Here is a 24,044-nt window from a genome sequence, read left to right as displayed (position 1 = left end):
CTGAAACGCGAAGAGCGTTCGTGCTGGGCTGCCACCCTCCGACTACGGAGAGTTCCAGCTACAGCACGAACGCTACCTGATACTGAGAGTAATCGCTAGTACTTAGAGTACGTGGACACGTACTTTTTCTACGCCCCCACTCGTTCGGCCAGTTCCCGTAGCTCCGACGACGCCGGATCCTGCATCGACACCAGGTCGGAGACGAGCTGCCGCACTACCCGATGGTTACGGATCTGCTCGGGCGTCACGTCCTCCGCCTCCAACAGCCGCGCCACCGCCTCGTCCACCTGGCGACGCTGTGCATGCGCCCGCGCGAGATCCACCGCGAGCCGTGCCCGCCGCTCGGCCGACAGCGTCGAGGCGTCCACCGCGGTCCCGACCCGCAGCGCGTGCCCGGCGTCACCGACCTCCACGGCTACGGCCACCTCATGCAGCGCCACGTTGGCCGGCCCGAACTCGGTGTTGTAGTCGTTGCGTCCTTCACCGACCCGCGAGGCCATCTCACGGGCTCGCGACAGGTGCTCGTAGGCGACATCGGCCTGATTGAGTCGCGAGGCCGCCACCGCCCGCTGCAACGTCAGGCCGCCCCACAACGACATCGCTTCCACGTTGCCCTGATCGGTCAGGAACCACAGCGCCTCAGCAGCCGTACGCGCCGTCTCCTCCACCTGATCGAAGTGACGAGCCCCCAGGAACACGAACCCCAGCCGGAACGCCCCGGCCGCCATCATCAGCGGGTTACCGGCTCGCTCGGCCGCACTGATGGCCCGATCGGCCGCGATCCACGCCGCCTCCGGCTCGCCCAGTTTCGCCAGCGACGCCGAACACGCCTGATAGGTGACCGCCAGCAGCTCGAACAGCTCGGCTTGGCGCTCGGCGGGCGCGGACCGTACCGCACTCTCCAGCGTCGGGACGAGCCCACGCAGCAGCTCGGTCAGCTCGACGTAGCGGCTCTGATGCGTCAGCTCCCAGGCGTGATCCACCCGCGGCTTGAGCTGATCGGTCGGCGGCACCGGCGTGGCGTGCAACATGGCCTGCAACGAGTGCGCCCCGGACAGCACCAGCCGTAGCCCGGCCGTCCCCGGCATCTCCTCGGTCGTGGCCGCCACCACCGGCGCCTCAGCGGCCAGCTCCGACAGCGGTACGTCCAGCGTCTCGGCGACCTTCTCCAGCACGGACATGCGATCGACCTTGCGCACGCCCCGCTCAACCTGCGAGATCCAAGCCACCGACCGATCCACCAGCCGCGCCAGCTCCGCTTGCGACAGGCCACGCCGTTTGCGTTCCTGGGCGATGCGCCGTCCGAGCGCCCGCTGATACTCCATGCTCACGACGTCGTGCCCTTCCCGCTCAGCAGATCCAGCCAGTCGACCTCTACCGAGGCCAGCAGCTCTTCCCGGGCCGCCAGGAAGCGCCTGGTGTGCTCGGTCTGCTCGTGGGCGTCGAAGGCGTCGCGGTCCCGGTACAGCTCGTAGAAGATCCGCTGGAGCGGCTGACCGTCCACCCGGTGCGAGGCGTACACGATCGTTCCCGGCTCGTGCCGGCGGATCGCCTCGATTGTCTCACCGACGAGGGCGTCGAACGCTGCGGCGCTCTCCTCGTCCTTGCAGGTGAATCGCACCATGAGTCCGAACATGTACGCCTCCTGAGTCGCCGGCACGGTCTGGGATCCCGGTGTCTTCACTCGATCAGTACTTATTGTGCGGCGCAAGTACATCAAGTCGCTTGTACTTGAAGTATAGCATCAGTACTTTAAGTACGGATAGCGGATCGCAGGGCGTTGACCTGCATGAACGCAAGGAAACGGCGATGTACCCAGCGCTCAACAGCCGCCAAGAAATCCACAGGTGGTGTCGCAACTTCCCCGGCACCAAGGCCCAGATCAGCGAAGCGCGCCGATTCGTCAACAGCTACCTCGGCGACCGCCCCGAGACCTATACCGCCGAACTCGTCACATCCGAACTGGCCACCAACGCCATCCGCCACACCCGTAGCGGCCAGGCCGGCGGCCGATTCGGCGTCACCCTCCACGCAGGCACCACGCTGCTGATCCTCGCCGTCCACGACGAAGGCGGCCCCTCCACCCCGTGCCGACGCCAGGCCGAGAACACCGACCAGAACGGCCGAGGGCTGCACCTGGTGGAGAGCCTGACGACACGCTGGGGCGTCCACGGCAACGACGGCGGACGCACGGTATGGGCGCTCATCCCTCTCAACCCCGCCGGCCAGTCCGCATGAGCAACTGCCTCTCGCCCCACCTGCCGGAGCCGCAGCCGAACCACGCGCGACTGACCTGGTTCGCAGCTCGTATGGATTCGCGACGACGAATCATCGCCTGGACCTGCCACTGCGACTCGGTCATCTACGAACTCTGCACCGCAGGAGGACAGTTCTTCCTGCTCCGCACAGACCTCGCCACTAAGGAGGCCCGCGAGACCCGACGCATGCGCCTCCGAGAAGGACAGGCCGTGTGGCAGGCACTACTGCAGGGCCGAGCACGGTAGGACAACAGCGCCAGTTACCAAGATCATCCACTCGGCATCGTCGCTGGATGAGAACTTTCTCTACGGTTTCAAGGCGGCCCGCTGCGCGGTCCGCGGGCGCGGCGGTCGGCCTGCATGCCCGACTGCGGCTCTTCGGCCGGTCCGGGCATGCACCGCCCGCACGCCCGCACGCCAGCAAAGGCATGAAGGGGTAGATGCTGAGGACAGGCGCGGCGCTCTGTGAGCTCGCCGTCGAGGTCTTCGAGTAGCCCACAGGATGATGCATTGATCTCCATGTGGATGGATCTCCCTGCAGGAGCGGGACAGCCTCATGGCCAAACGGCGGTAGCCATCTCGCCTGGCCGAGAGTCCTCAAATGTCGATTTCGTGCGTGAAACTTAAGTTCAGTGCTACAGTTCCCATGGTCAAGTGAAGCGAGGGGGCCATGTCCACTAACGAGATGGAAGCGCTTGCCTGGGCGCGTAGCGTGTTCGGTGACGTGGGCTTACGCATCCGAGCCGGCGTGCTGTCGGTGTTGTCCACGACACACAACCGGTATGCAGCCAATCAAAGGGCGCTCGGCCTGAGCAGCGCCGAGCCATACGGGTTGATGTGGCTAGGCGTGCCAAAGGCCCTGGTCGAGGAGTTCAAGGGCCTTCCCGGCGTCGATACGCACCGCCCCAGGAGAGGGCGCTACCACCTTCCGGTGGTCAACGGCGTCCCTCTCATTCCGTGGCGGTACGCAAAGGACCGCATAACAGACCTCGACCAGACACCGTTCGGTCAGCCGGTCTCTACGACAAAGAAATCCCTATTTGAGCTCATTCATATTCAGCCGTCTCTCTTCTCGGGAGAGGACGAAGCAGAAGAGGATGTGCTCGCAGACCTCACGCCGGAGCAGCTTGCGGAGCTCGACGCCTACGGCGAAGAGATCTACGAGTTGGCTGCTAATCAGCAGTTGGTGGCTGTTCTTGCATATGCCAGCAACCCTGAAGCTCTTCTCCGGTGCTTCTTCGGCTATGCGCGTCTCCGCACAGACGACCTTCTCGAATGGGCATTTCGCGAGGAGTTCGCGATTGCGCCTCAAGAGGGCAGCAAACTCGTTTCCACCACTCAATCACGTGCCGCTTTTGATACTGGCACGCCAGAGAACCCTGTCCTCCGCCCGCGTTCTCCTCTAGAGGGTTCTCCGGCAACAGAACCTCCGACCCCTCCCCGAAAGACCGGAGATAGTGAATAAGCCTCGTCAGCCCTCGCTTTTCGAGCAAGCACCTGCTGGTATGGTGGCTGATATCTTCGACGCTGCGCGCCTAACACAGGCGCGCATCCGTCGAGGAATGTCGAAACAACAACTCGCGGAAAAGCTTGGAGTGTCACCGGTCGCCATAGGCTATTACGAAGCTGGCATAAATTCCCCCCGCCCCGACCACTTGCAGCGACTTGCGGATATCCTCGGGTATCCGATGGAGTTTTTCGCGGTTGGAAGGCCACATGCGCGCCTTGATGCATCATTGGCTCATTTTAGAAGCTTGCGAAGCACCAGGGCAGGCGAAAGGGCGAAGGCGGTTGTCCTGGTCGAGCAGCTATGGGAACTGACCTACGCGCTCGAACTGCGCGTCGAAATGCCTTTCGTTGACCTTCCTTCTCCACCGCACGAGAGGGCGGATGGCGCAGAGCCCGAAGAAGCGGCTCGCGAACTGCGCAAACGATGGGACATCCCCAAGGGTCCGTTCCGTCACCTTGTACGTACTATGGAGCTTCATGGAGTTGTAGTTTCGCTATTTTCGTTTGCAGATGATGATGTCGCTCGTGTAGATGCCTTTTCCACATCGAAGCTACCTCGACCGCTGGTGGTTCTCACGCCAGATCGTGCGAATGATATTTATCGTCATCGGTTTACGGCGGCACACGAACTGGGGCACTTGATATTGCATAGAGAGGTAGCGCCCGGGGATCCAGAGCAAGAACGAGAAGCTGATCGGTTTGCTGCGGAACTTCTGGTCCCAGCGGATGAAATTGAGCAAGAACTGTCGCCTCGGTTGCGCATTCCTGCTCTGGAGGAGGCGGGGCGCGTATGGGGTGTATCGGTCGAGTGCCTTATACGCCGATCCAAAGAGTTGGGTATTGTTTCAGAGGTTTCCGCTCGGCGAGCGCATCAGCGAGTACAACAACTTCGTACTGCGGAGCTGCTAAATCCGCAACCGATCTCGGGATTTCCTGGAGAGGTGCCTACATTGCTGATAAGTGCGTATGAGCTTGCCGAACAACATGGACTTACAATTAAGCAGTTGGCGCGTGACTTGGCTTGGCCTGTCTCGGAAGTTAGGGAGTTCCTGGGCCAGGCACCACTCCGACCCGTGTTGAGACTCGTGTGACCGGTAGCGAGATCGATGTCCAATATTAGGCGTTGCGCAACTGTTGTGCTGTGACGAAGTTCGTCCACAAGGCAAGCAGTTGCGTACCTGCTCCCTTGCTGTAATCATGCAGCTGATGATGACGCCGTGACGATCGCTGACTTCGGTGCTCGCCGTACCTGGTCGGGGCGATCGGCTGCCGCGGCCCTCCTTCGTCGGGCCTTGCCATCGGGTATCTCGGGGTTGACGCCGTCCATAGCGAGGTCAACTCATCACGGTCGAGCGAGGAGACGGCGAGCGCGAATGACGCTGGCAAGTGGGCTTAGCGCCGAAGCCAGTGCCCAGACACATGTCAGGGCAGAGGCTGCGTGCCAAGACACGCCCTCCTGATCTGTTGATGCACCCGTAGAAGGCTGTGTCAATCATCCTACGGGCGGATGATTGACGCTGGTATTCGCTGATCACTTGAAAAAGCGGCCGACAGTAGTGATCTACGGCATTATTGTAACGTGAAGTACGATCTGAGTAGCATGGGTGAGCGTGACTTTGAAGCCCTGTGTCGCGCCCTAGCGGTCCACGTTCTCGGGCCTGGCATCCAAGCCTTCGGCGATGGCCCCGATGGCGGCCGCGAAGCCTCGTTCGATGGGCAGCTCAACTATCCATCCAGCCCCGCTGATGGCTGGAATGGTTACGGCATTCTGCAGTGCAAGTTTCGGCGCACAAGAGTAGGTCTCAAAGATGCCGAATGGTTGATTCGGGAAATTTCTAAAGAGCTTGGCCTGTGGGCTGACCCGGACGGTGCACGAGCGACTCAAGGGCGAGTGCCGGAATACATAATCATAGCGACAAATGTTCGACTGTCCGGCGGAGCTGGAAAGGGAGGTATTGACCAAGTAGTGGCAGTATTACGCCGGCATGCCAAGGAAATGAGACTTAAGGACTGGTCGCTTTGGGATGGCAACCAGCTTGTCGCATATCTCGACGCCTACCCTCAGGTGAGTGCAAAGTTCTCTCACTTCACGACCCCCGGTGACGTTTTAGCTAGATTGTCGGATAGCCTAGTTAGGCTGGATTCGGGTAAACCGCTGCCGCAGCAGCTTTATCTTGAGGCATCCGCAAAGATCCAGAATTCTGATGCCATTACGGCTCGATCTGCAATCGATACCCTTGATTGGCTTGGTGACGCTGAACCCAGCATGCGCCAGAAAATCATCAACACCTTATGCCACTACTTGCGCTATCCCTCCCGCCAAACTGATCAGGAGGTGCGCGCCTTCGCTCAAGGCGTCATCCAACGTCGCATAAGCGGAGTGAATGAACGATATGATTACCTGCCGGCTGGTGAGGTGTGGAGTGATCTGGACCTCGATTTGAGAGGTTCACATTTGACCGATTTCACTCTGTTGGGTGGCGTCGTGGGGAGAGTGCTATTCAGCAGGGCTCGATTCACGGGCGACGCTATTCTCAGGGGGGTAACTTTCCAGCATGACGCAGATTTTTCGCAGGCTAACTTCGGAGGTAGCGCCGACTTTACGGCTTGTACCTTTACGTTGGGTGGCAACTTCGAAGGGAGTGGCTTCGTTGGAGACGCGACCTTTCATCGCGCGCAATTTAGTGGTTTGGCTGACTTTTCTAGAGCACACTGTTGCGATGAAATTTCTTTCCGACGTACAATATTCGACCATGCCTCGTCTTTTGACTCTGTAGTGTTCGATCGGACGGCAGTCTTCGAGGAAGCAGTTTTTGGGGATAGTGTAAACTTTTCTAATAGTAAGTTCTTAGAATATGGGCAATTCAGGAGGGCGACCTTCAGGGCTGGGGTGTCATTTTTGGACGCACAATGTTTGGGTAAAATGGACCTCGGTCACGTCCGTAACTATGGCAACTATCTCTTCTCGCAGATATGGCCGCCGGGTTGGAGCGCACCCTACGAGAGCTGTGTGGCCGTTGCGCGCGACGAAGAAGTGCAACGCCTGAGCTCTATGGAGACACAGGATGGTCTGTGTCCCTTCTGTTCATCGGATCGTGGGTGCAAGTACGATGACGACTTGTTATAGAAATGAACCTAGCGGGGACGGATGTTCAGTTGCAGATGCTGATGTCTCGTCTTGTACTTGTTGCTGTACAGCAGGGAAGTACAGCAACGGAGACTTACACGATCGCATGCTGCCTGTCTCGAACTGCCCTCTGATCTGGGCAGTGTCGGTTTGAGATGGTGACCAGCTCCCGTTTGCAAGCAGGATGTCAGGAGTTCGAATCTCCTAGGCTCCACTCCCAGCAAAAGGCCACTTCCCCTGATCGGGGAGGGGCCTTTTCGGTTTTATACGGCTACCACAGTTGTAGGGCGCGTTCAGCGCCGCCTTGGCGCTAGGCGACGCGTCGCAGCGTGAACCAGAAGGTCGGCACCGAGTTGGTGCCCGGTGTGACGTCGAGGAGTTCCCAGCCGGCGAACCTGGCCCGGAGTTCGTCGGCTGTGACGCCCGCCGCCCACGACTTGACCTCGGTGGTCGGGTTGTCGAGCGGCTCGGGGCCGTACCCGAACATCAGCAGCCGTGCTCCGGGAGCGGCGCGGTGGGTGAGCCCGGCGGCGTAGGCGTCGCGGCGGTGCAGCGGGATTCCGCAGTAGCAGCTCAGGTCGAAGAACAGGTCGAAGGGGCCGGGCACGTCCAGCTCGTCGAGGCGGGTCGCGTCTCCGTGCAGCAGCCGCACCGTCACTCCCGCCGCCTCGGCCCTCTGCCTGGCCTGGTCGACGGCGCGGTCGATCAGGTCGACGGCCGCCACCTCCCAGCCGTGCCGGGCGAGGTAGATGGCGTTGGTCCCCGTGCCGCAGCCGAGTTCGAGGGCGCGGCCGGGCGGCAGCGCGCCTTGCCCCTCTACCAGGGCCACCAGCTCGGGCGGGGTGACGCCGGTGTCCCATGGCGGCTTGCCGGCGCGGTAAAAGCCCTCCAGTGCGCGGTGTACGGACTCCTCCTCCTGGGCCTGTTCCGTTGAGGTCAGGTCCGAGTCCGGGTTCTGGGCATTGAGCTGGTCCATCGTCTCCTCCAAAGAAGCTAGAGTTGGACTCTAGTGATGAACTCTGAAGTTATACTCGCACAATGGAGAGAGTCAACCGGTCGGACAAGCGAGCCGAGCGCTCACGCCGTACCCGTGAGAAGGTCGTCGAGGCGGCTCGCGAGTTGTTCGTCGCACAGGGTTACGGAGCGACGAGCCTTCAGGAGGTCGCCGACCGGGCAGGTGTGGCCGTCCAGACGGTCTACTTCGTCTTCCGCAACAAGCGGACGCTGTTCAAGGACGTCGTCGACACGTCCATCGCCGGGGACACCGAGCCCGTCGCCACCATGGATCGTGAGTGGTTTCGAGCCGCGTGTGCCGAGCCCACCGCGGCCGGGCAGTTGCGCGCACATGTCCGCGGCACGTGCGAGATTCTGGGCCGGGTCGCCCCGATCATGCCGCTGATCGCGTCCGCTGCGGCCACCGACCCCGAGATCGCCGCGCAGTGGCCGGATGGGCCCGACCCGCGTTACACCGTGCAGTACGCGGCGGCCGAAGCCCTGGTCGGCAAGCCCGACGTCCGGCCCGGCCTCTCCGTCGAGATGGCGGCGGATCTGCTGTTCGGCCTGCTCAGTCCGGAGCTCTACCTGATCTTCGTCCGCGACCGCGGCTGGTCGGCGGACACGTGGGAAGAGTGGGCCCGCACCACTTTGACCTTCCAGCTATGCGCCGACCCAGGGTAGTGATCACCTGATACCTGCGTTCCGCGTAATTCAGTAATTTCAAACGACTCGGCGAATGCAATCTGCAGGTCAGAGCATTGAGACCGCCTTAATGGGGCGAGATTACCTGAAAGCCGATTTTCTGGAGTGCCCTTCGCCATGTGTTCCGCCAGGAGGACAACGGCCGGCAGATCTTTGTGTCCAAGTGGTAAATATCGCCGCGATATCGACGTGCGCTAAATCTACTTCGATCGATCAACTGCCCGTCCCCTGTAAGGAGAAGCATGCAGAAAGTCACTTGGCTCCACCGGCTGGGCCTCGTCCCAGCGGTGGTGGCGGTCGGCCTGGCAACCGCGCCCGTGGCCGCGCACGCCGACGGCTATGACACTCCCCGCAGCGCCACCGCTCTGGGGGCGGGCAGCACCCACGCGGCCGGGCTGGCGGCGGCCGAACAGCGGGCCCGGGAGGCCGTCCTCGCGGTCGGCCACGACTGCACCCCTGGGACCTATTACACGCTGACGATCTATTCCTCTCCAGGTGGTGGCACATGGGTCTTCAGGTCCACCCACGAAGCGATGTGCGTTGACTGATCAGGTTTCCGCAGGTCGGCAAAGCGTCAGCTAAAAAGCCACTTCCGTAGAACGGGAAGTGGCTTTTTGATTTCGTACGGCAGCACCTTCGAGGTGGTGGAAGACCCGGGTCAGCAGGGTGTGGAGCTGGGCGCGCTCCGCTGCGTCCAGAGGCGCCAGCACTTCGTCCTCGACCGCTGACACTTCGGCGGCCAGGTCGGCGAGGGCGTCGGCTCCCGCGCGGGTGAGCTTGACGTGGATGCGGCGGCGGTCTCGCGGGTCGCGGGTGCGTTCGACGTGGCCGGCGGAGACCAGTTCGTCGAGCACCTTGGTCACGTCGCTGGGGTCGATCGCCAGTGCGGCGGCGAGCTCCCGCTGTGAGCGCGGCCCGGAGCCGGCCAGGGCGTCCAGGATCGCCATGTGCCACATCCGCACTCCGTGCAGGGCGAGCCGGGAGGCGACCTGGCCGCGTACGGCCTTGCCGGTCTTGGACAGCAGGTAGGGGGTCAGCGCTGCCAGGCGGGGTGGTGTCTTGGTCACTCATCTATTGTAGGTTGGCACCTATCATTGGTGCGAACCTACGATCGGAGCGGGAATGGACGGGTTCCACCCTCGTTTGCTGGCCGGCGACTTCGCTGCGGCCTTTCGCGTCTATGACGCCGTGCTCCCCGAGTTGATCGGCGCCGAGCGGGTGCAGGGCACCGAAGCCGGCCCGTACGCTCACTGGGACGTCGGCGGGCAGGGGGTGCTGACGCTGTTCGACCGCGAGGCCATGGCCCGGGTGGCCGGCACCGCGGACCTGCCGGAGCACGGCCCTGCGGTGCAGGACGTGGTGATGTTCGTCAGCCGGGTGGCGGACGTGGACGCCGGCTACCGGTTCTGCCTGCGTCAGGGGGGTCAGGCCGTGGCACCGCCTACGGACCGGCCGGAGTGGGGCCCTGGCCTTCGTACGGCGCATCTGCGTGATCCGGAGGGCAATCTGCTGGAGTTGCAGGCGTACTGACTACTGGGCTCAACCAGGCGGGCTAAGAGTCGGTTTCGCGCCGAAGCCGCGTAGGTGGAGAGGATGGAGGAGCCGCTTCTGTGGAGTGGCGGCCACGGCCTCTGGGCCAGCGGATCCGTTCCAGCAGGAACGTCACCGGCTCGCACAACACGACAACCACAGCTCCCATCGCGATCACCACTAGTGCGACGACGCGGCGCATCCGACTCATTTCCCCAATTTAATCGGCCCCGGGATGATGCGGACGTAGTACGCGGTGGGCCCAAGGGCTATGCGTCCAAGGCATTCCTTAGCGCGGTGGCCAAGGCGGCGGCCTCCTGGGGGGTGTGCTCGACGATCCCGTTCTCTGCCATGAGGGCGTGGTACTGCTGCTGTTCGTACGGCACGCCAGGCGGCAGGGCCGCGACGTGCCAGTGCAGGTGGGCGTTGCCCTGCTGGCTACCCAAGGACAACAGGTACGTTCGCTCGCAGGGCACGCTCGCCTCCAAAGCCAGAGCGACTCGGCGCACAAGCCGCATCACCGCGACGAACTGGTCCTCAGTGAGGTCTCGGACGACGTGTTCGATGTGGGCTTTGGGCGCCACGAGGACATAGCCCGGCAGCGAGGCGAAGCGGGCAAGGAACGCGATGTGCTCGCCATCGTCGTAGACGATTTCCTCCGGCTGGGCGGGATCTTTGCTGACGATCGCGCAGATGAAGCACGGTCCCGTACGGGAACGGCGGATGTAACTTTCCACGTCGAACGGCACGCGCTTGATGGGATCGATCATCGCTGCCTTTCCTGGAACTCTGGGAGGATTTTCCGCATGGTGGCAGAGAGGCTCGCCGAGCTCTCGCACATGATGAGTGAGCACATGGCCATGCCATTCCCGCCGGGCTTCCGCGGCCTCGACATCGAGGACCAGGACATGGTGATGCTCGACGCGGACGCCTATGGCCTCGCTTCGGGTGTTCTCGAGGGCCGGCTCAGCGCGCAGCACCGCTCTCGCCTGACGCGGCTGACATCGGCGTTCGAGAAAGTCCTCTTGGTGATTGATGACCAGTATGCGATCAAGTACTACACGCATGGGCGGGACATGGTCGTATTGGCCGCCGAGATCCTCCAGGTCAAAGGCCACATCCCCTCGTAAGCGGGATGTGGCCTTTTGTCAGTCTGTTCCGGGTCAGGCCGGGATCTGCTTCTCGTACCAGGTGTAGTAGAGGTAGGTGCTGCCGGGGCCGGTCAGCGTGCCGTAGACCTGCCAGAAGCTGTTGGGGGCGAGCGAGTAGCGGAAGATCTTGTCCCCGGGTCGGTCGTCCACGAACGAGCTCTGTGAGCCGTTGTTCCAGCTCCGCACCTCGATCGTGAAGGTCGAGGTGTCCGGGATGTCGAGGCAGATCTCGTACGTGTACGCGAGCGGGCCGCCGATGTTGTAGCTGCGGCCGTCGATCGCGGGCCTCTCGATGTTGGTGGGGACGTAGCTGTTGTGGACCCGGGTGTATCCGCCTGCCGCGCAGTCGACGGCGGAGGTGGATGCGGATGCGAATGCGGGACTGGTGCCGGTGAGCGTGGCGCCGAGGACGCCGGTGGCGACGAGAACGGAGATGATGCGCTTCATGCCTCTCCTATCCGTGCGGTGACGCTCCAACCCAGTAGTTGAAGGCTGAACTGATTCTGGCGTGGATCACTGCATCTGGACAAGACCGGGCAAAAACTCGTGCATGTTCGAGTCAAGTTGGGGCGTTCCATAACCCACGCGCCACCGCCGCTGTCGCTCGTCTGATCCGTGGCCCGTGCCTGCGCCACCACACGCGGGCCCAGAGCACGTCCGGAACGATGACGAGCACCAGCACCACGACCGCCTCGGCCATCGCCCACGGCTCCACCGCCGCCAGCAGGTCCCGGACCGAGTGGGCGATCAAGGTGATCACCAGCGGCAGCGTGACCAGCGCCGCGAACGCGAGGCAGGCGACGGTGCCGACGCTCTGGAGCATCGCGTAGAGGCGCACGCTGAGCCGCTCGCGTGGCGGCAGCGCGGCCAGGGTGTTCCGCCTGCCGCGCAGGAGGCCGCGCACGTAGGCGGCGCCGTCGCCGTACAGGTTGCGGCAGCCGGTGACGTCCTGCAGCAGGAAGTACAGGTCGGTACGCATGAACACCAGGAGCTGATTGGCCAGGCGCATTGCCTGGATGAGGATGGTCCAGGAGGTGAGCGGGTTCGGCCCCATGAGGTACGCCCAGGTCAGGGCCAGGCCACAGATCGTCAGATCGACGGCTATGCCGGACAGGTAGACGGTGACGCGGACGCGTGTCGGCGCCAGCCAGATCCCCGAGACGTCGGTCTGTGCCACCAGGAACTGCAGGCGCGTGCCAAGGGTCATCCGCGCCGGCACTCCGGCGGCCCTGGCGATGATCAGATGAGCCAGCTCGTGGAGCCCCGTCGTCAGCCAGGCGATCGCCGCCCAGGTCAGCAGTACGGCGACGCCGTGGCCGGTCCACAAGGCCGCTTCCCATCCCGGGAAGATCGCGGGGCGTAAGGCCAGGCAGGCGATTCCCGCCCCGATCGGCACCGACAGGGCCAGGTGCAGCGCGGGATGCAACGTCCAGCGCACGTACCGGGGCTGGAGCCAGGGGAAGGTCGGTCGCGGTGGCGGCGGACTCGGTACGGGACGCCCCTCGACCTCGGCCACCAGACCCGCGTCCGACAGGTCGGCGACGAAGTCGTCCACATCGAGGTCGGTGCCGGTCTCCTCCCACAGGCGGGCGCGTACCTGCTCGACGCTCATCCCCTGCCCCAGCAGGCGGATGGCCAGCAGTCCTTCCTCGGGTACGGCCACGAAGTCGCCCGAGTCCACCCGCCCGACGATCCACTCGTCGCCGTCACGGCGGACACCGAGACGGTGGAAGGCGACCGTCAAGCCACCCTCATCCTGGCGCAGTACGTACGCAGGTCCTCGCCCTTCTCGAAGAGATCCGCCAGGACCGGTATGCAGGGCTCGACGGCACGCGGGTCGGTGATCTTGCGTGCGCCGGTGTGCCTTCCGGCCTCGTCGTAGCGCACCTCGTACAGCAGGGTCGGGTTGAACAGGACCAGCTCCGGCACGGGCCCCTCGGCCTCGTACGGGTGCACCGCCGAGACGGGCACGACCCTGCTGTTCTCACCCTCCTCGGCGCGCATGGAAAGCAACGCGAGCTCCCAGCGGACGTACGGGGAGAACGGCTCTTCCACCACTCGGATCCGGCGGAAGTCCATCCGGTCGGGATTGTCGGCGCGAAAACCGGGGCGCATCTGTTCCGCCAGCTCCATCGCCCGGTCCCAGTCTCCGTCGAGCATCGCCAGATAGCTGGGCAGATCCCCCTCGTCGAAATGCTGGGCGCGTTCGAGCTTCCATACGACTCCGGCGGCGCGGTCGAACTCTCTGGCGAAGTCGGCTCCGTATTCGGCCGCGTTCATCGCCTTGGCGGGCACGTTGATCAAGCGGCTCAGAACGTCACTCATCACGCCTCCCGAGATGCAGGTGCGGGCAGGTCGCCCTGCCCGCACGTTGATCAGTTGGAGTTGCCCTGGCTGGGAGTCATCGTGGTGGGCTCGATCTTTTCCAGCCGGCGCACAATGATTTTCTTACGCGGCTTCCGCTCCTGCTGTGGTTCCGGGGAGGGGGTGTTACTCATGACACTCCTTACCGATCGGGTCGGGAACGGTAACGGCGAGAGTATGATCCCTTCGGCCGCAGATCAAGAACAGATTTCGCATTCAGGTCGCGATGGATGGCGGGCGTACACGTGCCCGTCCGGGTCCAGCAGCGTCACCCCGTGGAAGTAGCCCGGCGGTGTGGCCAGAGTCCCGGTCACGAGCGCCAGGACGTCGTGCGCGACCAGGTGCCCGGACAACCCCGCGGACGCGCCGGTCACCCCGGGCCAGGCGTAGTCGGCGCCGGGCTGTGGCGGTATGCCGGCTCGTACGCAGGCGAAACACGGTCCCCCGGGGCCGAAGACGCCCACGCTGACGAGGGGACCGTTGTACCCGCCGCTCACCCACGGGATCCCCGCCTTCCAGCACGCGCGATTGGCCCAGCTCTGGATGCCGGACGGCTCGCGCGGCCGATCGGCGCACAGCGCCAGGACGTTGAAGCCGCCGACCAGGCTTGCCAGTTGCTCGGGGCTGTCCACCGTCGACTTCTCCACGGTGATCTCGACACCGGAGTTGACCTGGCGCAGCCGTTCCAGCGCCACTTCGGTCTTGGGCCGGCCGATGTCCGCTTCGGTGTAGAGCAGTTGCCGGTTGAGATTCGACAGCTCCACGACGTCAGGATCCACCAGGTGCAGCCGGCCCACTCCTGCGGCGGCCAGCGACCAGGCCGCGTGACTGCCGGTCCCGCCCAGGCCGAGCACCAGCACGCGAGCGTCCTTGATCCGCAGCTGGGGTTCCCATCCGTGGTCGCGCGGGGTGAGATCCACCCAGCGGAAGTAGTCCCTGCTCCGGCTGTAGCGTTCCTGCTCCTGCTCGGCCAGCTCCTGGCACGGGCCGGGGGCGGCCTCCTCCACGTGGCCGGAGGACAGGAGGGTCGCGACGATGCCTTCGGCGTCCTCGGCGGTCAGGTCGGGGAAGCCGGAGCGGAGCTCGGAGGCGATCTCCGCGGGGGACCGGGTGCCGTTCATGAGCATCAGGGCGGCCCACGCCCAGCCGTCGGCATCCGCGATCTCCGACGCTATCCCGTGCAGGGCGCCGCCGAGACGGATCGTGCCGTCGCTGAGCCGGTAAGGGGCGTGTTCCGGTTTCACACGGGGAAGGCGCATTCACCGATGGTCGGCAGCGGCGCGTCGCAGCGTCAAGATCGAGCGCTTCAGGCCGCGGTCACGTAGGCGATTGCTCAGTTCTGTCGGGGGGAGCGGATCAGGAGGGTGGCCAGCGCTTCGTCCGGGCCGACGGTGCTGTAGACGTGGGGGACGTCGGCCTGCCAGGAGATGTGCTCGCCCGGCGCGGCCACCAGAGGGGCGTCGGCCGGGCCGGCGCGCAGCACGCCCGCGTAGACCGTGACGTGTTCGGTCACGCCGGGGGCGTGGGGCGGCGAGTGTTGCACGATGCCGGGGCGGACGCGCATGCGCAGCAGCTCGAACGTCGCGGTCGGCTCCTCGAACACCTCCAGCAGGGTGGCCGTCACGGCGGCGCCGGGCACGTGGACGGCCTCCGCCGGCGACGCGCCGGGCTCCAGGACCAGGGTCGTCAGCGGCACGCCCAAGGCTCCCGCCACCGCGTAGAGCGTCTCCAAGGTCGGGTTGCGGGTGCCCAGTTCCAGGCCGGACAGGGTGGCCTTGCCGATGCCGGCGCTGCGGGCCAGCGCCGACAGGGAGATGCCACGGGCCTCCCTCAGTCGCCGCAGCCGGCTCCCGATATCCGTCTCACGGCCGTCCATCCGGCAATCCTTGCATTCCGTCGCCGGGCTTGTCCCGCGGTGACCACCTGGCTAGAGTTCGTTCCGTAAACGGAACGGTGTCCGGGAGGCGGGGGTGGGCATGCGGCTGCAGGCCGTCATGGCGGGGCTGGTCAGCGCGGTGGTCGGCTACGCCAGTTCGTTCACCGTCGTGCTCGCCGGGCTGCGTGCCGTCGGGGCGACGCCGGGGCAGGCCGCTTCCGGGCTGCTCGCCCTCTGCTGCGGCGTCGGGGTGGCGGCGATCTTCCTCGGGCTGCGCTACCGCATGCCGATCAGCATCGCCTGGTCGACCCCCGGCGCGGCGCTGCTGGTGGCGACCGGTCCCGTGCCCGGCGGTTTTCCGGCCGCGGTCGGGGCGTTCATCGTCTGCGCCGCGCTCATCGTCCTGGCCGGCCTTTCGCCCTGGCCGGCCCGGGCGATCGCGGCCATCCCGCGGCCGATCGCCGGCGCCATGCTGGCGGGCGTCATCCTCAGCCTGTGCACCGCGCCGGTCCGTGCCGTCGTCGACGTCCCGCTGCTGGCCGTGCCGGTCGTCCTGACCTGGGCGGTGTTGCAGCGGTACCTGCGGCAGTGGGCCGTACCCGGCGCGCTCGTGGTGGCGGTCATCGCCATCGCGGTGCACGGGACCGGCGACGGCCTGGCCGGCGCCGCGCTGCGGCCCGCGGTCGAGCTGACCGCCCCGACGCTGAACCCGTCCGTGGTGGTGAGCATCGCCGTCCCGCTGTTCCTCGTCACCATGGCCGCGCAGAACGTTCCCGGCATGGCCGTCATGGCGACGTACGGGTACGCGCCGCCCTTGCGGCCGGTCCTCGTCACGACCGGGCTGGCGAGCGCGGCGGCGGCGCCGTTCGGCGGTCACGCCGTCAACCTGGCCGCGATCACCGCGGCGATGACCGCCGGCCCGGACACCCACCCCGACCCCGGCCGCCGGTGGATCGCGACGGCGGCCCTCGGCGCCGGGCAGTTGGCGCTCGGCCTCGGCGCCGGCTTGGCCATGGCTCTGGTGCTGCTGTCCCCGCCCGTACTGGTCACCGCGGTGGCCGGCCTCGCGTTGCTGTCGGCGCTCGGCTCGTCGCTGGCCCAGGCGGTGACCGAACCGGAGGGGCGGGAGGCCGCGGTGGTCACTTTCGTGGTCACGGCGTCGGGGATGACGATCCTGAGCATCGGCGCGGCGTTCTGGGGCCTGGTCGCGGGCGGCCTGACCGCACTCCTGCTGCACCGGCGACCACCGTCGGAACAGCAGCGATCGCCGTCCGAAACCGCGGTGGAACGCATGCCGGTCGATCAGTCTTCGTAGTGGTCCGCGATCATGTCGTAGGTGGCGATGCTCCGTTTACTGGCGGTCGGCCTGCTCGGTGGTGTGATCGCGGTGCCGCTCCTGTGGCTGCAACGTGGTGAAGGGTTCGAGCACGCGCGGCTCGCAGCCCTGATGGCGCTGGACATGGGCCAGTTCGCAGGGGTCTCGGTCGGGCTGGTGGCCGGCTTCGTGCTTGCCGCCACGGGCCGGCGGACCCGTCCCCCTGGTTATGCCCTGGGTACGATCACCGCCGCGTTCGGGGTGCTCGTCGCCAGTCAGGCCTGGCCCACGATGAGCTGGGTCGACGGACGCCCCTCCGGGCTCGGCGATCCGGACGGCGAGTGGTTCATGGCGTTCCTGGCCCTCGCCTCCGGCGTGTTCACGATCTTCGTGGGTCTGTCCATCGTCTTGTTGCGATGGTCCGGTTACGACCCGCGAACTGCTCCGGTACGTCGTCAAAGGCGTCCGCGTAGGGACGGACTGCGCGGATGAGCGCGGACCCGGTCACATCGCCGCAGGAGCGAGCACTCCGCCATGTCGAGGCCCTGTCGTCAGGGGGCCCGCTCGAACCCCGGTCGCGTGTGACGCTCAACTTCCACCCCGACCGCCTGGTCGGCGACCGGGAGATCCTGCTTGGTCTGGCCGACGACGGCGTCTACCTGTCGCAGTTCGTCACCGGGACGAGCAACGGGGGACTCACCGCCCACCCCGGCGGCGACCGGTGGCGGTGGGAGAGCACGATCTTCGGCGGCGCGTACGACCACGCGCCCGCGCGGGAGCGCCCCGTCTACGGCGCGTTGAACTTCCGGCGCAGGTCCATCGGCGCCGCGCCAAGGTTCGGATCCGCCCACTTCAGGCTGACGGCCGACACTCTTCGCCGGACCACCTTCTGCTACCCGGACAGCTTCTTCGAGCCTTCGGCGTTCGGCGTCGCATCCCGTATGGCGCTGATCGAGCTGGCCGAGGCCGACGACCCCGACCTTCTGGACGACTACATCGAGGCTCAGGTGCACGGGCCGGTCAGGCTCGACCGGGACGTCGAGGCCCTCGTCCTCGATCCCAGCCATCGTGGCACGGCCGTAGAGGACGCGGCCCGCCGGCTTCCGTGCCCGGTGGAATGGCATCCCGGCTTCCGGCTCACGGTCGAGCATCTGCGGCGCCACCCTGACTACCGGGGCCAGGAGTACGTGGCGCTCGGCGCGGAGATCGCGGTCGACGGCCTGCTCGATCCGCGGATCATCGGCGAAGCCGCCCGCACCGGGCGCTACGACGCGCAGGCGCTGAAGAAGGCATGGCACTGCGTGGCGCGCTTCGGCTCGCCTCTGCCCCCGATCGGCGGGAGTCCAGACCCGGCCACTGCCTGCTGTCCTTGTCGACGGGAAGGCCGGTGACCCCGGCGAGCCCGAGGATCAGCGGTGCGACGGCGGGCTGTGACGGGTCCTTCATGAGGTCGCTTGAGTGCCATGCTCGGCGAGGAGGCCGGGAGCCTGGCATCGGAGATCTTCGCGGTCCTGCCGGACCAGGCCGCGGTCAGCTCGATCTGGCCATGGTGAGTACGGCGGTGTCGCGGCCGAAGCAGGCGATGACGTGACCCTGTGGGGTGGCGGCGGCGGCGTGCCCTCGCCACCACCCCCGGGGTCAGGAACGTGGGGCCTGTCGAGGACGGGCAGGAGCTGGTGATCCCGCTCTCCGGGAAGGTGGAGGTCAAGATGGTCGTCGATCCTGAGGCCGCCCGGGTGACGCGCGCCACCATCCTGCTGACCGCCGAAGGAGGTGCGGCGATCAGCAACTCGTACATCTCCGTCACCACCGGGTGGACGGACGAGTTCCCGCGCTGAAGGCCGCTCTTCAGGTGCGGTCGAAGGTCTGGACGGTGATCAGGGAGGCGAACGCCGCGAGCGCGAGCGCGGTCCGTACGAGGTGCAGGTTCAGCCACCGCCGGCGGCTCTCCTCCCAGTCGGCGGGCAGGAGGTCGGGGTCCCAGGCGTCCGCCAGCCGGTTGAGGGGCTCCAGGCCCGTCAGGGTGAGGGCCACGGTGAGGATCACCAGGATCAGGGCGGCGGCGGTGAGGCCGAAGGCGAACCATCCGCGGGGCCACGACAGGGCGGCCGCGACGATCAGCGCCGCGATGCCGGCCAGCAGCAGCGGCGGCATGGCGCGGCCGTAGTCGACGTTGAGCGCCTGCCAGTACCGGACGTAGGCAGGTCCCGGCAGGCGAGCCACGGACGGGGCGAGGAGGACGAAGACGACGCCGCCCGCGTACAGGCCGATCAGCAGCAGCGCGACCATCCTGGCCGCGGTCAGCACCACGGACATCGGCATCTCCGGAAGTTGGGTATAGCCAGAAGCTTTCATTAGAAGAGCTTCTAGTCAATATGGTTCTGGGAGTATGGCTGGCGATGACTGAGCGGAAGAAGCGCCGTCCCTACTCCAGCGCTCTGCGGCAGGAGCAGGCCGAGGCCACGCGGCAGAGGATCGCGGGCGCGGCGCGGGAACTCATGATCAGAAAGGGCTACGCGGACACGACCATGGCCGAGGTCGCCCGCGAGGCCGGGGTGGCGCTCCAGACGCTGTACACGTCCTCCCCCGGCGGCAAGCCCGCCCTGGCCAAGCTCGTCTACGACACCACGCTGGCCGGCGACGCCCGGCCCCTGCCGCAGAGCGACCGCCCCGAGGTGCAGGCGATCATCGACGAACCCGACCCCGCACGCAAGCTCGCCCGGTACGCCGCCATGGCCACCGGGATCCTCCGGCGCATCCAGCCCGTGCACCGCGTCCTGCGCGCGGCCGCCGCCGCCTCCCCGTCCGACGCGGGGCTCCAGGAGGTCCTGGCCGACATCGAACGTGAGCGGCTGAAGGGCAGCCACGGGCCGGCCCACCACCTGCACGCGCTCGGGGCCCTGCGGCCGGGCCTCACTCCTGCCAGGGCGGCCGAGCAGATCTACGTCCTCACCTCGACGGAGAACTTCGAGAAGCTGACCGAGGTCTGCGGGTGGAGCGAGGCCGAGTACGAGGAATGGCTGGCCGGGATCCTCGCGGCCACCCTCCTCCAGGCTTGACGCTGCCGACGGTCGTTGGGAAGGATCGGTCTTCGACGATCATCCAGAGGATCTGAGGGGCCTGGCCCTGTGACGGTCCGGCAACCTGCCCAGCTCGGGCAAGGTGCCAACGCCAGGAACGATGAGGAAGGTCTGATGAGCGTTCAGCTCGACGTTCCCGTGCTCGCCGGTTCCTCGGTACGGCTGGAGCCGTTGACGATGGAACACGCGGCCGACCTGGCGGAGGCCGCCGAGGAGGACAGGGCGTCCTACGGGTTCACGCTGGTTCCCCGAGGGCCCGGGATGCGGGGGTATGTCGCGGCGCAGTTGGCCAGGGACGGGCTGACGCCGTTCGCCCAGATCCGCGTAGGTGACGGGAAAGCCGTGGGGTGCACCGCGTTCTGGGATCCGCGGCCGTGGCCGGACCGGCCGGACTCCCTGCGGGCGATCGAGATCGGCTTCACCTGGCTCGCGGCGTCGGCGCAGGGCACCGGGATCAACGCCGAGGCGAAGCTGCTGCTGCTGGCGTACGCGTTCGAGAGCATCGGCGTCGCGCGAGTCGATCTGAAGACCGACGCCCGCAACCATCGGTGCCGACGTGCGCTGGAGCAGCTCGGCATCGGCTTCGAGGGGGTCCTTCGCAACTGGTCGATGTCGTGGGCGCCCGGCGAGGAGGGGATGCTGCGGGACTCGGCGATGTTCGCGGTGGTCTCGTCCGACTGGCCGGCCGTCCGGCGGACGCTCATGACCCGGCTGGCCTCGGCGAGGGCGGCCCGGCCTATTGCGGGCGGGTCACCGGGACCACGGTGAGCAGGTGATCAAGCCCCTTGAAGTCCTTGGGATTGCAGGTGTAGAGAGGGAGCCGGTTCGCGATCGCGACACAGGCGATCATCAGATCCGCGGTGCGGGGGCGTGGCCTGCGTCCTGAGGCGATGACGGCCGTCCACAGCTGACCGTACTCGCGAGCTGCGGTGTCGTCGAAGGGGAGTGGGTCGAATTCGGCTTCGGCGGTCTGAAGGATCTTCATGCGCTGGGCGAGTTCCTGTGGCCCTGTCGCCGTCAGGACGCCGACCGAGAGCTCCGCGGTGGTGATGGCACTGATCATCATCTCATCGGGGAGCTCATCGGGATCTATGCCGGCGCGCAGGATGAGGATGTTGGTGTCGAGCAGCCCCAGAGGGTGGGTCATCCCTCGTCCTCGGCGAATTCGCGTCGGCCGTACGCGCGATCGTACGGGTCGTAGAGATCGTCATTGACGTGAAGGTCCATGTCCGCGCGATATTTGCGGTCGTCCAGCCGCGGCATGCCACGCGACACGGCGGCGAACTCCGCGCGCGACACAGCCCGGCGCCGACGACGGAGAGGGACCAGATCACCGATGTGATGACCATTACGGGTGACGGCATACCGCTCCCCCCGTTCCAGGCCGTCCATGATCTCCGCCGAACGATTACGCAGGTCGCGTTGAGAGATCTCGTGCGAGTGGTCAGGCTCAGGAGTGCTCACATCCCAAGTCTACGACCCCGTGCCATCCGGTGCTACCTGGTAGCACTCATGCTGCCGGCCCCTGGGCCGAAGCGGTGGCGGTACTGCAGGGGGGTGAGGCCGATCCTGCGGCGCATCAGCGCGCGAAGGTTCGCGGCCGTGCCCAGGCCGGTGTGCCGGGCGACCGCCTCGAAGCGGGACTCGCCGCGTTCGATCAGCCGGCAGGCCAGGGCGAGGCGTTCCCCCGTCAGCCACGCCAGCGGGGTGGTGCCCAGTTGCGCCTGGAAGCGGCGGTGCAGGGTGGCCGCGCTGACCGAGGCGCGGGCCGCGAGGTCGGACACCGTGAGCGGCGCGTCCAGGTGCTCCTGGGCCCAGGCGAGTACGGGCGCCAGGGACTCGTCAGGCACCTCGGGCACCGGCCGCTCCACGAACTGCCGCTGCCCGCCGTCGCGGTGGGCGGCGAAGACCAGCCGCCGGCTCACCGAGTTGGCGACCTCCGCGCCGTGGTCGCGGCGGACGATGTGCAGGCCGAGGTCGAGCGCGGCCGCGCTGCCCGCGGCGGTGAGGATGTCGCCGTCGTCCACGAACAGCACGTCCGTCTCAAGACGGACGGAAGGGAAGCGGGCCCGGAAGGAGTCCGCCCACTGCCAGTGCGCGGTGGCCCGGCGCCCGTCGAGCACCCCGGCCTCGGCCAGGGTGAAGGCGCCGCTGCAGAAGCCGACCAGGCGGGCGCCACGCGCGTGCGCCCGGCGGACGGCGTCGAGCACGGCGGTTCTTCTGGGCACCTCGACGTCGGGACGGTTCGGGACGATCAGGGTGTCCGCCGCGTCGGCCGCCTCCAGGCCGGCGACGCCCGTGAGGGTGAAGAACCCGTCCCGCATCAGGGTGCGCGGCTCGGGGGAGCACAGGCGGAAGTCGTACAGGTCGCGGCCGAGCTCGGGCCGGCGCAGGCCGAAGACCTCGGTCGCGCAGCCCAGCTCGAAGGGGTTGGAGTTCTCGTCCACGATCACGACGACCCGGTGCGCGTCCGAGGCGATGTGCGAGGATTCTTGCGGCATGTGCTATTCCTAGCACTCACGCCGGGCGGGTCCGGTGGGTCAGGATGCACTCGTGAACCTCGAACCCATCGCACTCAGCCAGGCCCTGGCCTCCTTCGACGCCCTGTGGAGCCCTCGGATCGTCACGCGGGTCAACGACTACGACGTACGCGTCGCGAAGGTCGAGGGCGAGCACGTCTGGCACGTCCACGACGACACCGACGAGTTCTTCCTGGTGCTCGACGGGGAGCTGGACATCGCGCTGCGCGAGCCCGGCGGGGAGCGTACGGTCCGGCTGCCCACGGGCTCGGTGTTCACCGTCCCGTGCGGCACGGAGCACCGGCCGTCCGCGCCCGCCGGGGCGGCGATCCTCATGTTCGAGCCCACCGGGACGTCGTCGGTCGGGGACCGCCACGCCGAGATCCCCGATCACGTCGACGCGACGACGGGTCACCCGCTCGGCTCCTAGGGGAGTTGCGCGAGCGACATGCTGTTGCCGTCGGGGTCGAGGATTTCGACGTGGCGCACCCCGTTGGGGTAGGTCTCCACCGGTTCGTGCTCGATGCCGTGCGCGGCCAGGCGGGCCAGGATGTCGTCGAGGTCGGTCACGCCGAACGTGATCATGGCGCCGCCGACGCGGGCCGCCCGCACGGGCCGGTCGTCGATGACGAGCCAGGCGTTCTCGCCGGTCTGCCACAGGTGTTCCTCGCCGATGATCTCGTCCGCCGGCCGGCCGAAGAAGGCTTCGTACCACTTCAGGGAGATTGTCCGGTCACGTACGCACACCACGCTGTGCAGATCCACGGGATCGCTCCTCCTCATGAGTTCGGTCGTCTCATGAGGAAGACCACGCCCGGGCCCGGGAGTCATCGGAGGGAGTCGATGAACGCCTCGGCCTCCGCCTGGCTCATGTCCTCGGTGGTTCGTACGAGAAAGACGGCCTCCTTCCGGCTGCCAGCCGCGATCAGCGCACGAACCTGAGCGGAGAGGTCACCCTGGTCGAAGACCGGGAACCCCGGCAGGACCCCGCCGTCCCGCAGCACGTTCGCGACCTCCACGGCCGTGCGGCGGGACACCTGGGACTCCTTGCGGACCAGCTTCACGGCGTCGCGGAACCTGCCCGCCTCGATGAGGTCGTGGGCGCGCACCTGCACGCCGACAGGGGTGATGTGGTCCAGGCCGATGTAGATCTGCGCCACCTTGCGCCGCGCCGCCCACCTGCTGATCCCCGTCCCGACGATCATTAGTAACAGGATGAGGAGAAGCGACTCCTCCGTGTCCAAGCCGAACATGCGGGGAGCGTAGCGAGAGGTACCGACATTCAGAAGGACAGGCTGCAGCTCACCTTCGTGCCGGTGCTGAACCACGTGACCGGCACGTAGTAGACGTAGAAGTGGTGGGTCCGGGTGCCGTGGCCTCCCTTGCTGATGGTCGAGGTGTACTGGTACTCCCACTCGTACGTCCCGTTGCCCTGGCTCTCGGGGACGCAGCGGGGCGGCGGGATGGCGGCGGGCGGGATCGGGTTCGCGGCGGCAGGGCTGGCGGGCGCGACCAGGGCGAGGCCGGCGGCGGCCAGCGTCGGGACCAGCAGAGCGATCTTTTTCATGTGGTCAAGGCTCGCGGACCGAGGGTGCCGGGACCAGGACATGGGCAGGG

The 24,044-nt window shown here is 66.4% G+C and carries 33 protein-coding genes and 1 riboswitch; of the genes, 15 read left to right on the top strand and 18 right to left on the bottom strand.

Translation table 11 applies throughout. The features are described 5' to 3' along the window. Window positions 1–128: 128 nt before the first annotated feature. Window positions 129–1,325, bottom strand: coding sequence for a helix-turn-helix domain-containing protein (locus tag ACBR40_RS12695; protein ID WP_371248988.1), 1,197 nt, complete (start codon window positions 1,323–1,325; stop codon window positions 129–131). A 2-nt stretch (window positions 1,326–1,327) separates the two neighbouring features. After that, entirely contained in the window at window positions 1,328–1,636 is a 309-nt protein-coding gene (locus ACBR40_RS12690; protein ID WP_020547016.1) for a putative quinol monooxygenase, read from the bottom strand. 173 nt (window positions 1,637–1,809) lie between these two features. Here ACBR40_RS12690 and ACBR40_RS12685 point away from each other — a divergent pair, with 173 nt between their 5' ends. The 4 genes from ACBR40_RS12685 (at window position 1,810) to ACBR40_RS12670 (ending at window position 6,894) form a co-directional block, all read left to right on the top strand. Further along, window positions 1,810–2,238, top strand: coding sequence for an ATP-binding protein (locus tag ACBR40_RS12685; protein ID WP_371248776.1), 429 nt, complete (start codon window positions 1,810–1,812; stop codon window positions 2,236–2,238). Between the two features lie 690 nt (window positions 2,239–2,928). Further along, on the top strand, window positions 2,929–3,723 hold the full coding sequence (locus ACBR40_RS12680) for a hypothetical protein (protein ID WP_371248775.1): 795 nt from the start codon (window positions 2,929–2,931) through the stop codon (window positions 3,721–3,723). Beyond that, window positions 3,716–4,858 carry an ImmA/IrrE family metallo-endopeptidase gene (locus ACBR40_RS12675; protein ID WP_371248774.1) on the top strand — a complete coding sequence of 381 codons (1,143 nt, stop codon included), beginning with the start codon at window positions 3,716–3,718 and terminating at the stop codon, window positions 4,856–4,858. The genes ACBR40_RS12680 and ACBR40_RS12675 overlap by 8 nt, the downstream gene beginning before the upstream one ends. Window positions 4,859–5,346: 488 nt before the next feature. Next, window positions 5,347–6,894 carry a pentapeptide repeat-containing protein gene (locus tag ACBR40_RS12670; RefSeq protein WP_371248773.1) on the top strand — a complete coding sequence of 516 codons (1,548 nt, stop codon included), beginning with the start codon at window positions 5,347–5,349 and terminating at the stop codon, window positions 6,892–6,894. A gap of 310 nt (window positions 6,895–7,204) precedes the next feature. Here ACBR40_RS12670 and ACBR40_RS12665 read toward each other — a convergent pair whose 3' ends face one another. Continuing rightward, window positions 7,205–7,870: a class I SAM-dependent methyltransferase gene (locus tag ACBR40_RS12665; RefSeq protein WP_371248772.1), complete on the bottom strand. Its 666-nt coding sequence runs from the start codon at window positions 7,868–7,870 to the stop codon at window positions 7,205–7,207. A gap of 62 nt (window positions 7,871–7,932) precedes the next feature. Between ACBR40_RS12665 and ACBR40_RS12660 the strand changes: the two genes are divergently transcribed. Together ACBR40_RS12660 and ACBR40_RS12655 are read left to right on the top strand one after the other, a co-directional pair. Beyond that, complete coding sequence (locus tag ACBR40_RS12660) at window positions 7,933–8,571, top strand: TetR/AcrR family transcriptional regulator (RefSeq protein ID WP_371248771.1); 639 nt, start codon at window positions 7,933–7,935, stop codon at window positions 8,569–8,571. A 263-nt stretch (window positions 8,572–8,834) separates the two neighbouring features. Beyond that, window positions 8,835–9,140: a hypothetical protein gene (locus ACBR40_RS12655; RefSeq protein WP_344213965.1), complete on the top strand. Its 306-nt coding sequence runs from the start codon at window positions 8,835–8,837 to the stop codon at window positions 9,138–9,140. 30 nt (window positions 9,141–9,170) lie between these two features. Here the strand turns inward: ACBR40_RS12655 and ACBR40_RS12650 are convergent, their stop codons facing one another. Beyond that, window positions 9,171–9,659 carry a MarR family winged helix-turn-helix transcriptional regulator gene (locus ACBR40_RS12650; RefSeq protein WP_371248770.1) on the bottom strand — a complete coding sequence of 163 codons (489 nt, stop codon included), beginning with the start codon at window positions 9,657–9,659 and terminating at the stop codon, window positions 9,171–9,173. A 55-nt stretch (window positions 9,660–9,714) separates the two neighbouring features. Between ACBR40_RS12650 and ACBR40_RS12645 the strand changes: the two genes are divergently transcribed. Continuing rightward, a complete protein-coding gene (locus ACBR40_RS12645) occupies window positions 9,715–10,122 on the top strand; it encodes a VOC family protein (RefSeq protein ID WP_371248769.1) in 408 nt (135 codons plus the stop codon). 269 nt (window positions 10,123–10,391) lie between these two features. Here the strand turns inward: ACBR40_RS12645 and ACBR40_RS12640 are convergent, their stop codons facing one another. Beyond that, window positions 10,392–10,892: an HIT family protein gene (locus ACBR40_RS12640; protein ID WP_371248768.1), complete on the bottom strand. Its 501-nt coding sequence runs from the start codon at window positions 10,890–10,892 to the stop codon at window positions 10,392–10,394. A 36-nt stretch (window positions 10,893–10,928) separates the two neighbouring features. On the opposite strand from ACBR40_RS12640, the gene ACBR40_RS12635 reads away from it, so the two are divergent. After that, on the top strand, window positions 10,929–11,252 hold the full coding sequence (locus ACBR40_RS12635) for a hypothetical protein (protein WP_371248767.1): 324 nt from the start codon (window positions 10,929–10,931) through the stop codon (window positions 11,250–11,252). Between the two features lie 33 nt (window positions 11,253–11,285). Here the strand turns inward: ACBR40_RS12635 and ACBR40_RS12630 are convergent, their stop codons facing one another. The 6 genes from ACBR40_RS12630 to ACBR40_RS12605 form a co-directional block, all read right to left on the bottom strand. After that, entirely contained in the window at window positions 11,286–11,720 is a 435-nt protein-coding gene (locus ACBR40_RS12630) for a hypothetical protein (protein WP_344213975.1), read from the bottom strand. A 112-nt stretch (window positions 11,721–11,832) separates the two neighbouring features. After that, window positions 11,833–13,017 carry a hypothetical protein gene (locus ACBR40_RS12625; RefSeq protein WP_371248766.1) on the bottom strand — a complete coding sequence of 395 codons (1,185 nt, stop codon included), beginning with the start codon at window positions 13,015–13,017 and terminating at the stop codon, window positions 11,833–11,835. Next, on the bottom strand, window positions 13,014–13,598 hold the full coding sequence (locus ACBR40_RS12620) for a DUF6879 family protein (protein ID WP_371248765.1): 585 nt from the start codon (window positions 13,596–13,598) through the stop codon (window positions 13,014–13,016). The genes ACBR40_RS12625 and ACBR40_RS12620 overlap by 4 nt, the downstream gene beginning before the upstream one ends. A 50-nt stretch (window positions 13,599–13,648) precedes the next feature. Further along, window positions 13,649–13,771 (bottom strand): hypothetical protein, encoded by a 123-nt coding sequence (locus ACBR40_RS12615; protein ID WP_364461125.1) that lies wholly within the window; start codon window positions 13,769–13,771, stop codon window positions 13,649–13,651. A 63-nt stretch (window positions 13,772–13,834) separates the two neighbouring features. Further along, window positions 13,835–14,896, bottom strand: a complete 1,062-nt coding sequence (locus tag ACBR40_RS12610) for a ThiF family adenylyltransferase (protein ID WP_371248764.1) — start codon at window positions 14,894–14,896, stop codon at window positions 13,835–13,837. 74 nt (window positions 14,897–14,970) lie between these two features. After that, window positions 14,971–15,513 carry a helix-turn-helix domain-containing protein gene (locus ACBR40_RS12605; protein WP_371248763.1) on the bottom strand — a complete coding sequence of 181 codons (543 nt, stop codon included), beginning with the start codon at window positions 15,511–15,513 and terminating at the stop codon, window positions 14,971–14,973. Window positions 15,514–15,613: 100 nt separating this feature from the next. Between ACBR40_RS12605 and ACBR40_RS12600 the strand changes: the two genes are divergently transcribed. The 4 genes from ACBR40_RS12600 (at window position 15,614) to ACBR40_RS12585 (ending at window position 18,666) form a co-directional block, all read left to right on the top strand. Beyond that, the gene (locus tag ACBR40_RS12600) at window positions 15,614–16,828 is read left to right on the top strand and encodes a benzoate/H(+) symporter BenE family transporter (RefSeq protein WP_371248987.1); all 1,215 of its coding nucleotides are present in this window, start codon (window positions 15,614–15,616) and stop codon (window positions 16,826–16,828) included. 21 nt (window positions 16,829–16,849) lie between these two features. Continuing rightward, window positions 16,850–17,320: a hypothetical protein gene (locus ACBR40_RS12595; RefSeq protein WP_371248762.1), complete on the top strand. Its 471-nt coding sequence runs from the start codon at window positions 16,850–16,852 to the stop codon at window positions 17,318–17,320. Beyond that, on the top strand, window positions 17,317–18,219 hold the full coding sequence (locus ACBR40_RS12590; protein WP_371248761.1) for a DUF3626 domain-containing protein: 903 nt from the start codon (window positions 17,317–17,319) through the stop codon (window positions 18,217–18,219). The genes ACBR40_RS12595 and ACBR40_RS12590 overlap by 4 nt, the downstream gene beginning before the upstream one ends. Before the next feature lie 255 nt (window positions 18,220–18,474). Beyond that, the gene (locus ACBR40_RS12585; RefSeq protein WP_371248760.1) at window positions 18,475–18,666 is read left to right on the top strand and encodes a hypothetical protein; all 192 of its coding nucleotides are present in this window, start codon (window positions 18,475–18,477) and stop codon (window positions 18,664–18,666) included. A 10-nt stretch (window positions 18,667–18,676) separates the two neighbouring features. Here ACBR40_RS12585 and ACBR40_RS12580 read toward each other — a convergent pair whose 3' ends face one another. Then, entirely contained in the window at window positions 18,677–19,150 is a 474-nt protein-coding gene (locus ACBR40_RS12580) for an anthrone oxygenase family protein (protein ID WP_371248759.1), read from the bottom strand. A 77-nt stretch (window positions 19,151–19,227) separates the two neighbouring features. Here ACBR40_RS12580 and ACBR40_RS12575 point away from each other — a divergent pair, with 77 nt between their 5' ends. After that, entirely contained in the window at window positions 19,228–19,887 is a 660-nt protein-coding gene (locus ACBR40_RS12575) for a TetR/AcrR family transcriptional regulator (RefSeq protein ID WP_371248758.1), read from the top strand. A gap of 36 nt (window positions 19,888–19,923) precedes the next feature. Beyond that, window positions 19,924–20,029, top strand: a riboswitch (SAM riboswitch). Then, entirely contained in the window at window positions 20,023–20,676 is a 654-nt protein-coding gene (locus ACBR40_RS12570) for a GNAT family N-acetyltransferase (protein ID WP_371248757.1), read from the top strand. (Overlaps the previous riboswitch by 7 nt.) Here ACBR40_RS12570 and ACBR40_RS12565 read toward each other — a convergent pair. From ACBR40_RS12565 to ACBR40_RS12555, 3 genes are read right to left on the bottom strand one after another with little or no spacing between them, the layout of a single operon-like run. Further along, window positions 20,645–21,055 (bottom strand): type II toxin-antitoxin system VapC family toxin, encoded by a 411-nt coding sequence (locus ACBR40_RS12565; protein ID WP_371248756.1) that lies wholly within the window; start codon window positions 21,053–21,055, stop codon window positions 20,645–20,647. The genes ACBR40_RS12570 and ACBR40_RS12565 overlap by 32 nt on opposite strands. Then, a complete protein-coding gene (locus tag ACBR40_RS12560; RefSeq protein WP_329588005.1) occupies window positions 21,052–21,372 on the bottom strand; it encodes a prevent-host-death protein in 321 nt (106 codons plus the stop codon). Before ACBR40_RS12560 ends, ACBR40_RS12565 begins: the two co-directional genes overlap by 4 nt. Before the next feature lie 32 nt (window positions 21,373–21,404). Continuing rightward, entirely contained in the window at window positions 21,405–22,409 is a 1,005-nt protein-coding gene (locus ACBR40_RS12555; RefSeq protein ID WP_371248755.1) for a GlxA family transcriptional regulator, read from the bottom strand. Between the two features lie 52 nt (window positions 22,410–22,461). Between ACBR40_RS12555 and ACBR40_RS12550 the strand changes: the two genes are divergently transcribed. Next, a complete protein-coding gene (locus ACBR40_RS12550; RefSeq protein WP_371248754.1) occupies window positions 22,462–22,857 on the top strand; it encodes a cupin domain-containing protein in 396 nt (131 codons plus the stop codon). Here ACBR40_RS12550 and ACBR40_RS12545 read toward each other — a convergent pair. From ACBR40_RS12545 to ACBR40_RS12535, 3 genes are all read right to left on the bottom strand, one after another. Then, the gene (locus tag ACBR40_RS12545) at window positions 22,854–23,192 is read right to left on the bottom strand and encodes a VOC family protein (RefSeq protein ID WP_344214001.1); all 339 of its coding nucleotides are present in this window, start codon (window positions 23,190–23,192) and stop codon (window positions 22,854–22,856) included. The genes ACBR40_RS12550 and ACBR40_RS12545 overlap by 4 nt on opposite strands. Before the next feature lie 62 nt (window positions 23,193–23,254). Then, entirely contained in the window at window positions 23,255–23,680 is a 426-nt protein-coding gene (locus ACBR40_RS12540) for a hypothetical protein (protein ID WP_344214003.1), read from the bottom strand. 29 nt (window positions 23,681–23,709) lie between these two features. Next, a complete protein-coding gene (locus ACBR40_RS12535) occupies window positions 23,710–23,994 on the bottom strand; it encodes a hypothetical protein (RefSeq protein ID WP_344214005.1) in 285 nt (94 codons plus the stop codon). Window positions 23,995–24,044: the final 50 nt, after the last annotated feature.

It is taken from the genome of Nonomuraea sp. AD125B (assembly GCF_041402765.1).
GTDB classification, from domain to species: domain Bacteria; phylum Actinomycetota; class Actinomycetes; order Streptosporangiales; family Streptosporangiaceae; genus Nonomuraea; species Nonomuraea bangladeshensis.
Note: the sequence above shows the minus strand (reverse complement) of the source record. Positions and strands in the feature narration are given on the sequence as shown.

What these genes read in the sequence shown, in the direction of transcription:
- ACBR40_RS12695 (WP_371248988.1), bottom strand. Translation starts at nt 1,325, where the DNA reads ATGGAGTATCAGCGGGCGCTCGGACGGCGCATCGCCCAGGAACGCAAA.
- ACBR40_RS12690 (WP_020547016.1), bottom strand. Translation starts at nt 1,636, where the DNA reads ATGTTCGGACTCATGGTGCGATTCACCTGCAAGGACGAGGAGAGCGCC.
- ACBR40_RS12685 (WP_371248776.1), top strand. Translation starts at nt 1,810, where the DNA reads ATGTACCCAGCGCTCAACAGCCGCCAAGAAATCCACAGGTGGTGTCGC.
- ACBR40_RS12680 (WP_371248775.1), top strand. Translation starts at nt 2,929, where the DNA reads ATGTCCACTAACGAGATGGAAGCGCTTGCCTGGGCGCGTAGCGTGTTC.
- ACBR40_RS12665 (WP_371248772.1), bottom strand. Translation starts at nt 7,870, where the DNA reads ATGGACCAGCTCAATGCCCAGAACCCGGACTCGGACCTGACCTCAACG.
- ACBR40_RS12660 (WP_371248771.1), top strand. Translation starts at nt 7,933, where the DNA reads ATGGAGAGAGTCAACCGGTCGGACAAGCGAGCCGAGCGCTCACGCCGT.
- ACBR40_RS12655 (WP_344213965.1), top strand. Translation starts at nt 8,835, where the DNA reads ATGCAGAAAGTCACTTGGCTCCACCGGCTGGGCCTCGTCCCAGCGGTG.
- ACBR40_RS12645 (WP_371248769.1), top strand. Translation starts at nt 9,715, where the DNA reads ATGGACGGGTTCCACCCTCGTTTGCTGGCCGGCGACTTCGCTGCGGCC.
- ACBR40_RS12640 (WP_371248768.1), bottom strand. Translation starts at nt 10,892, where the DNA reads ATGATCGATCCCATCAAGCGCGTGCCGTTCGACGTGGAAAGTTACATC.
- ACBR40_RS12635 (WP_371248767.1), top strand. Translation starts at nt 10,929, where the DNA reads ATGGTGGCAGAGAGGCTCGCCGAGCTCTCGCACATGATGAGTGAGCAC.
- ACBR40_RS12630 (WP_344213975.1), bottom strand. Translation starts at nt 11,720, where the DNA reads ATGAAGCGCATCATCTCCGTTCTCGTCGCCACCGGCGTCCTCGGCGCC.
- ACBR40_RS12620 (WP_371248765.1), bottom strand. Translation starts at nt 13,598, where the DNA reads ATGAGTGACGTTCTGAGCCGCTTGATCAACGTGCCCGCCAAGGCGATG.
- ACBR40_RS12615 (WP_364461125.1), bottom strand. Translation starts at nt 13,771, where the DNA reads ATGAGTAACACCCCCTCCCCGGAACCACAGCAGGAGCGGAAGCCGCGT.
- ACBR40_RS12610 (WP_371248764.1), bottom strand. Translation starts at nt 14,896, where the DNA reads ATGCGCCTTCCCCGTGTGAAACCGGAACACGCCCCTTACCGGCTCAGC.
- ACBR40_RS12605 (WP_371248763.1), bottom strand. Translation starts at nt 15,513, where the DNA reads ATGGACGGCCGTGAGACGGATATCGGGAGCCGGCTGCGGCGACTGAGG.
- ACBR40_RS12600 (WP_371248987.1), top strand. Translation starts at nt 15,614, where the DNA reads ATGCGGCTGCAGGCCGTCATGGCGGGGCTGGTCAGCGCGGTGGTCGGC.
- ACBR40_RS12590 (WP_371248761.1), top strand. Translation starts at nt 17,317, where the DNA reads ATGAGCGCGGACCCGGTCACATCGCCGCAGGAGCGAGCACTCCGCCAT.
- ACBR40_RS12580 (WP_371248759.1), bottom strand. Translation starts at nt 19,150, where the DNA reads ATGCCGATGTCCGTGGTGCTGACCGCGGCCAGGATGGTCGCGCTGCTG.
- ACBR40_RS12575 (WP_371248758.1), top strand. Translation starts at nt 19,228, where the DNA reads ATGACTGAGCGGAAGAAGCGCCGTCCCTACTCCAGCGCTCTGCGGCAG.
- ACBR40_RS12570 (WP_371248757.1), top strand. Translation starts at nt 20,023, where the DNA reads ATGAGCGTTCAGCTCGACGTTCCCGTGCTCGCCGGTTCCTCGGTACGG.
- ACBR40_RS12565 (WP_371248756.1), bottom strand. Translation starts at nt 21,055, where the DNA reads ATGACCCACCCTCTGGGGCTGCTCGACACCAACATCCTCATCCTGCGC.
- ACBR40_RS12555 (WP_371248755.1), bottom strand. Translation starts at nt 22,409, where the DNA reads ATGCCGCAAGAATCCTCGCACATCGCCTCGGACGCGCACCGGGTCGTC.
- ACBR40_RS12540 (WP_344214003.1), bottom strand. Translation starts at nt 23,680, where the DNA reads ATGTTCGGCTTGGACACGGAGGAGTCGCTTCTCCTCATCCTGTTACTA.
- ACBR40_RS12535 (WP_344214005.1), bottom strand. Translation starts at nt 23,994, where the DNA reads ATGAAAAAGATCGCTCTGCTGGTCCCGACGCTGGCCGCCGCCGGCCTC.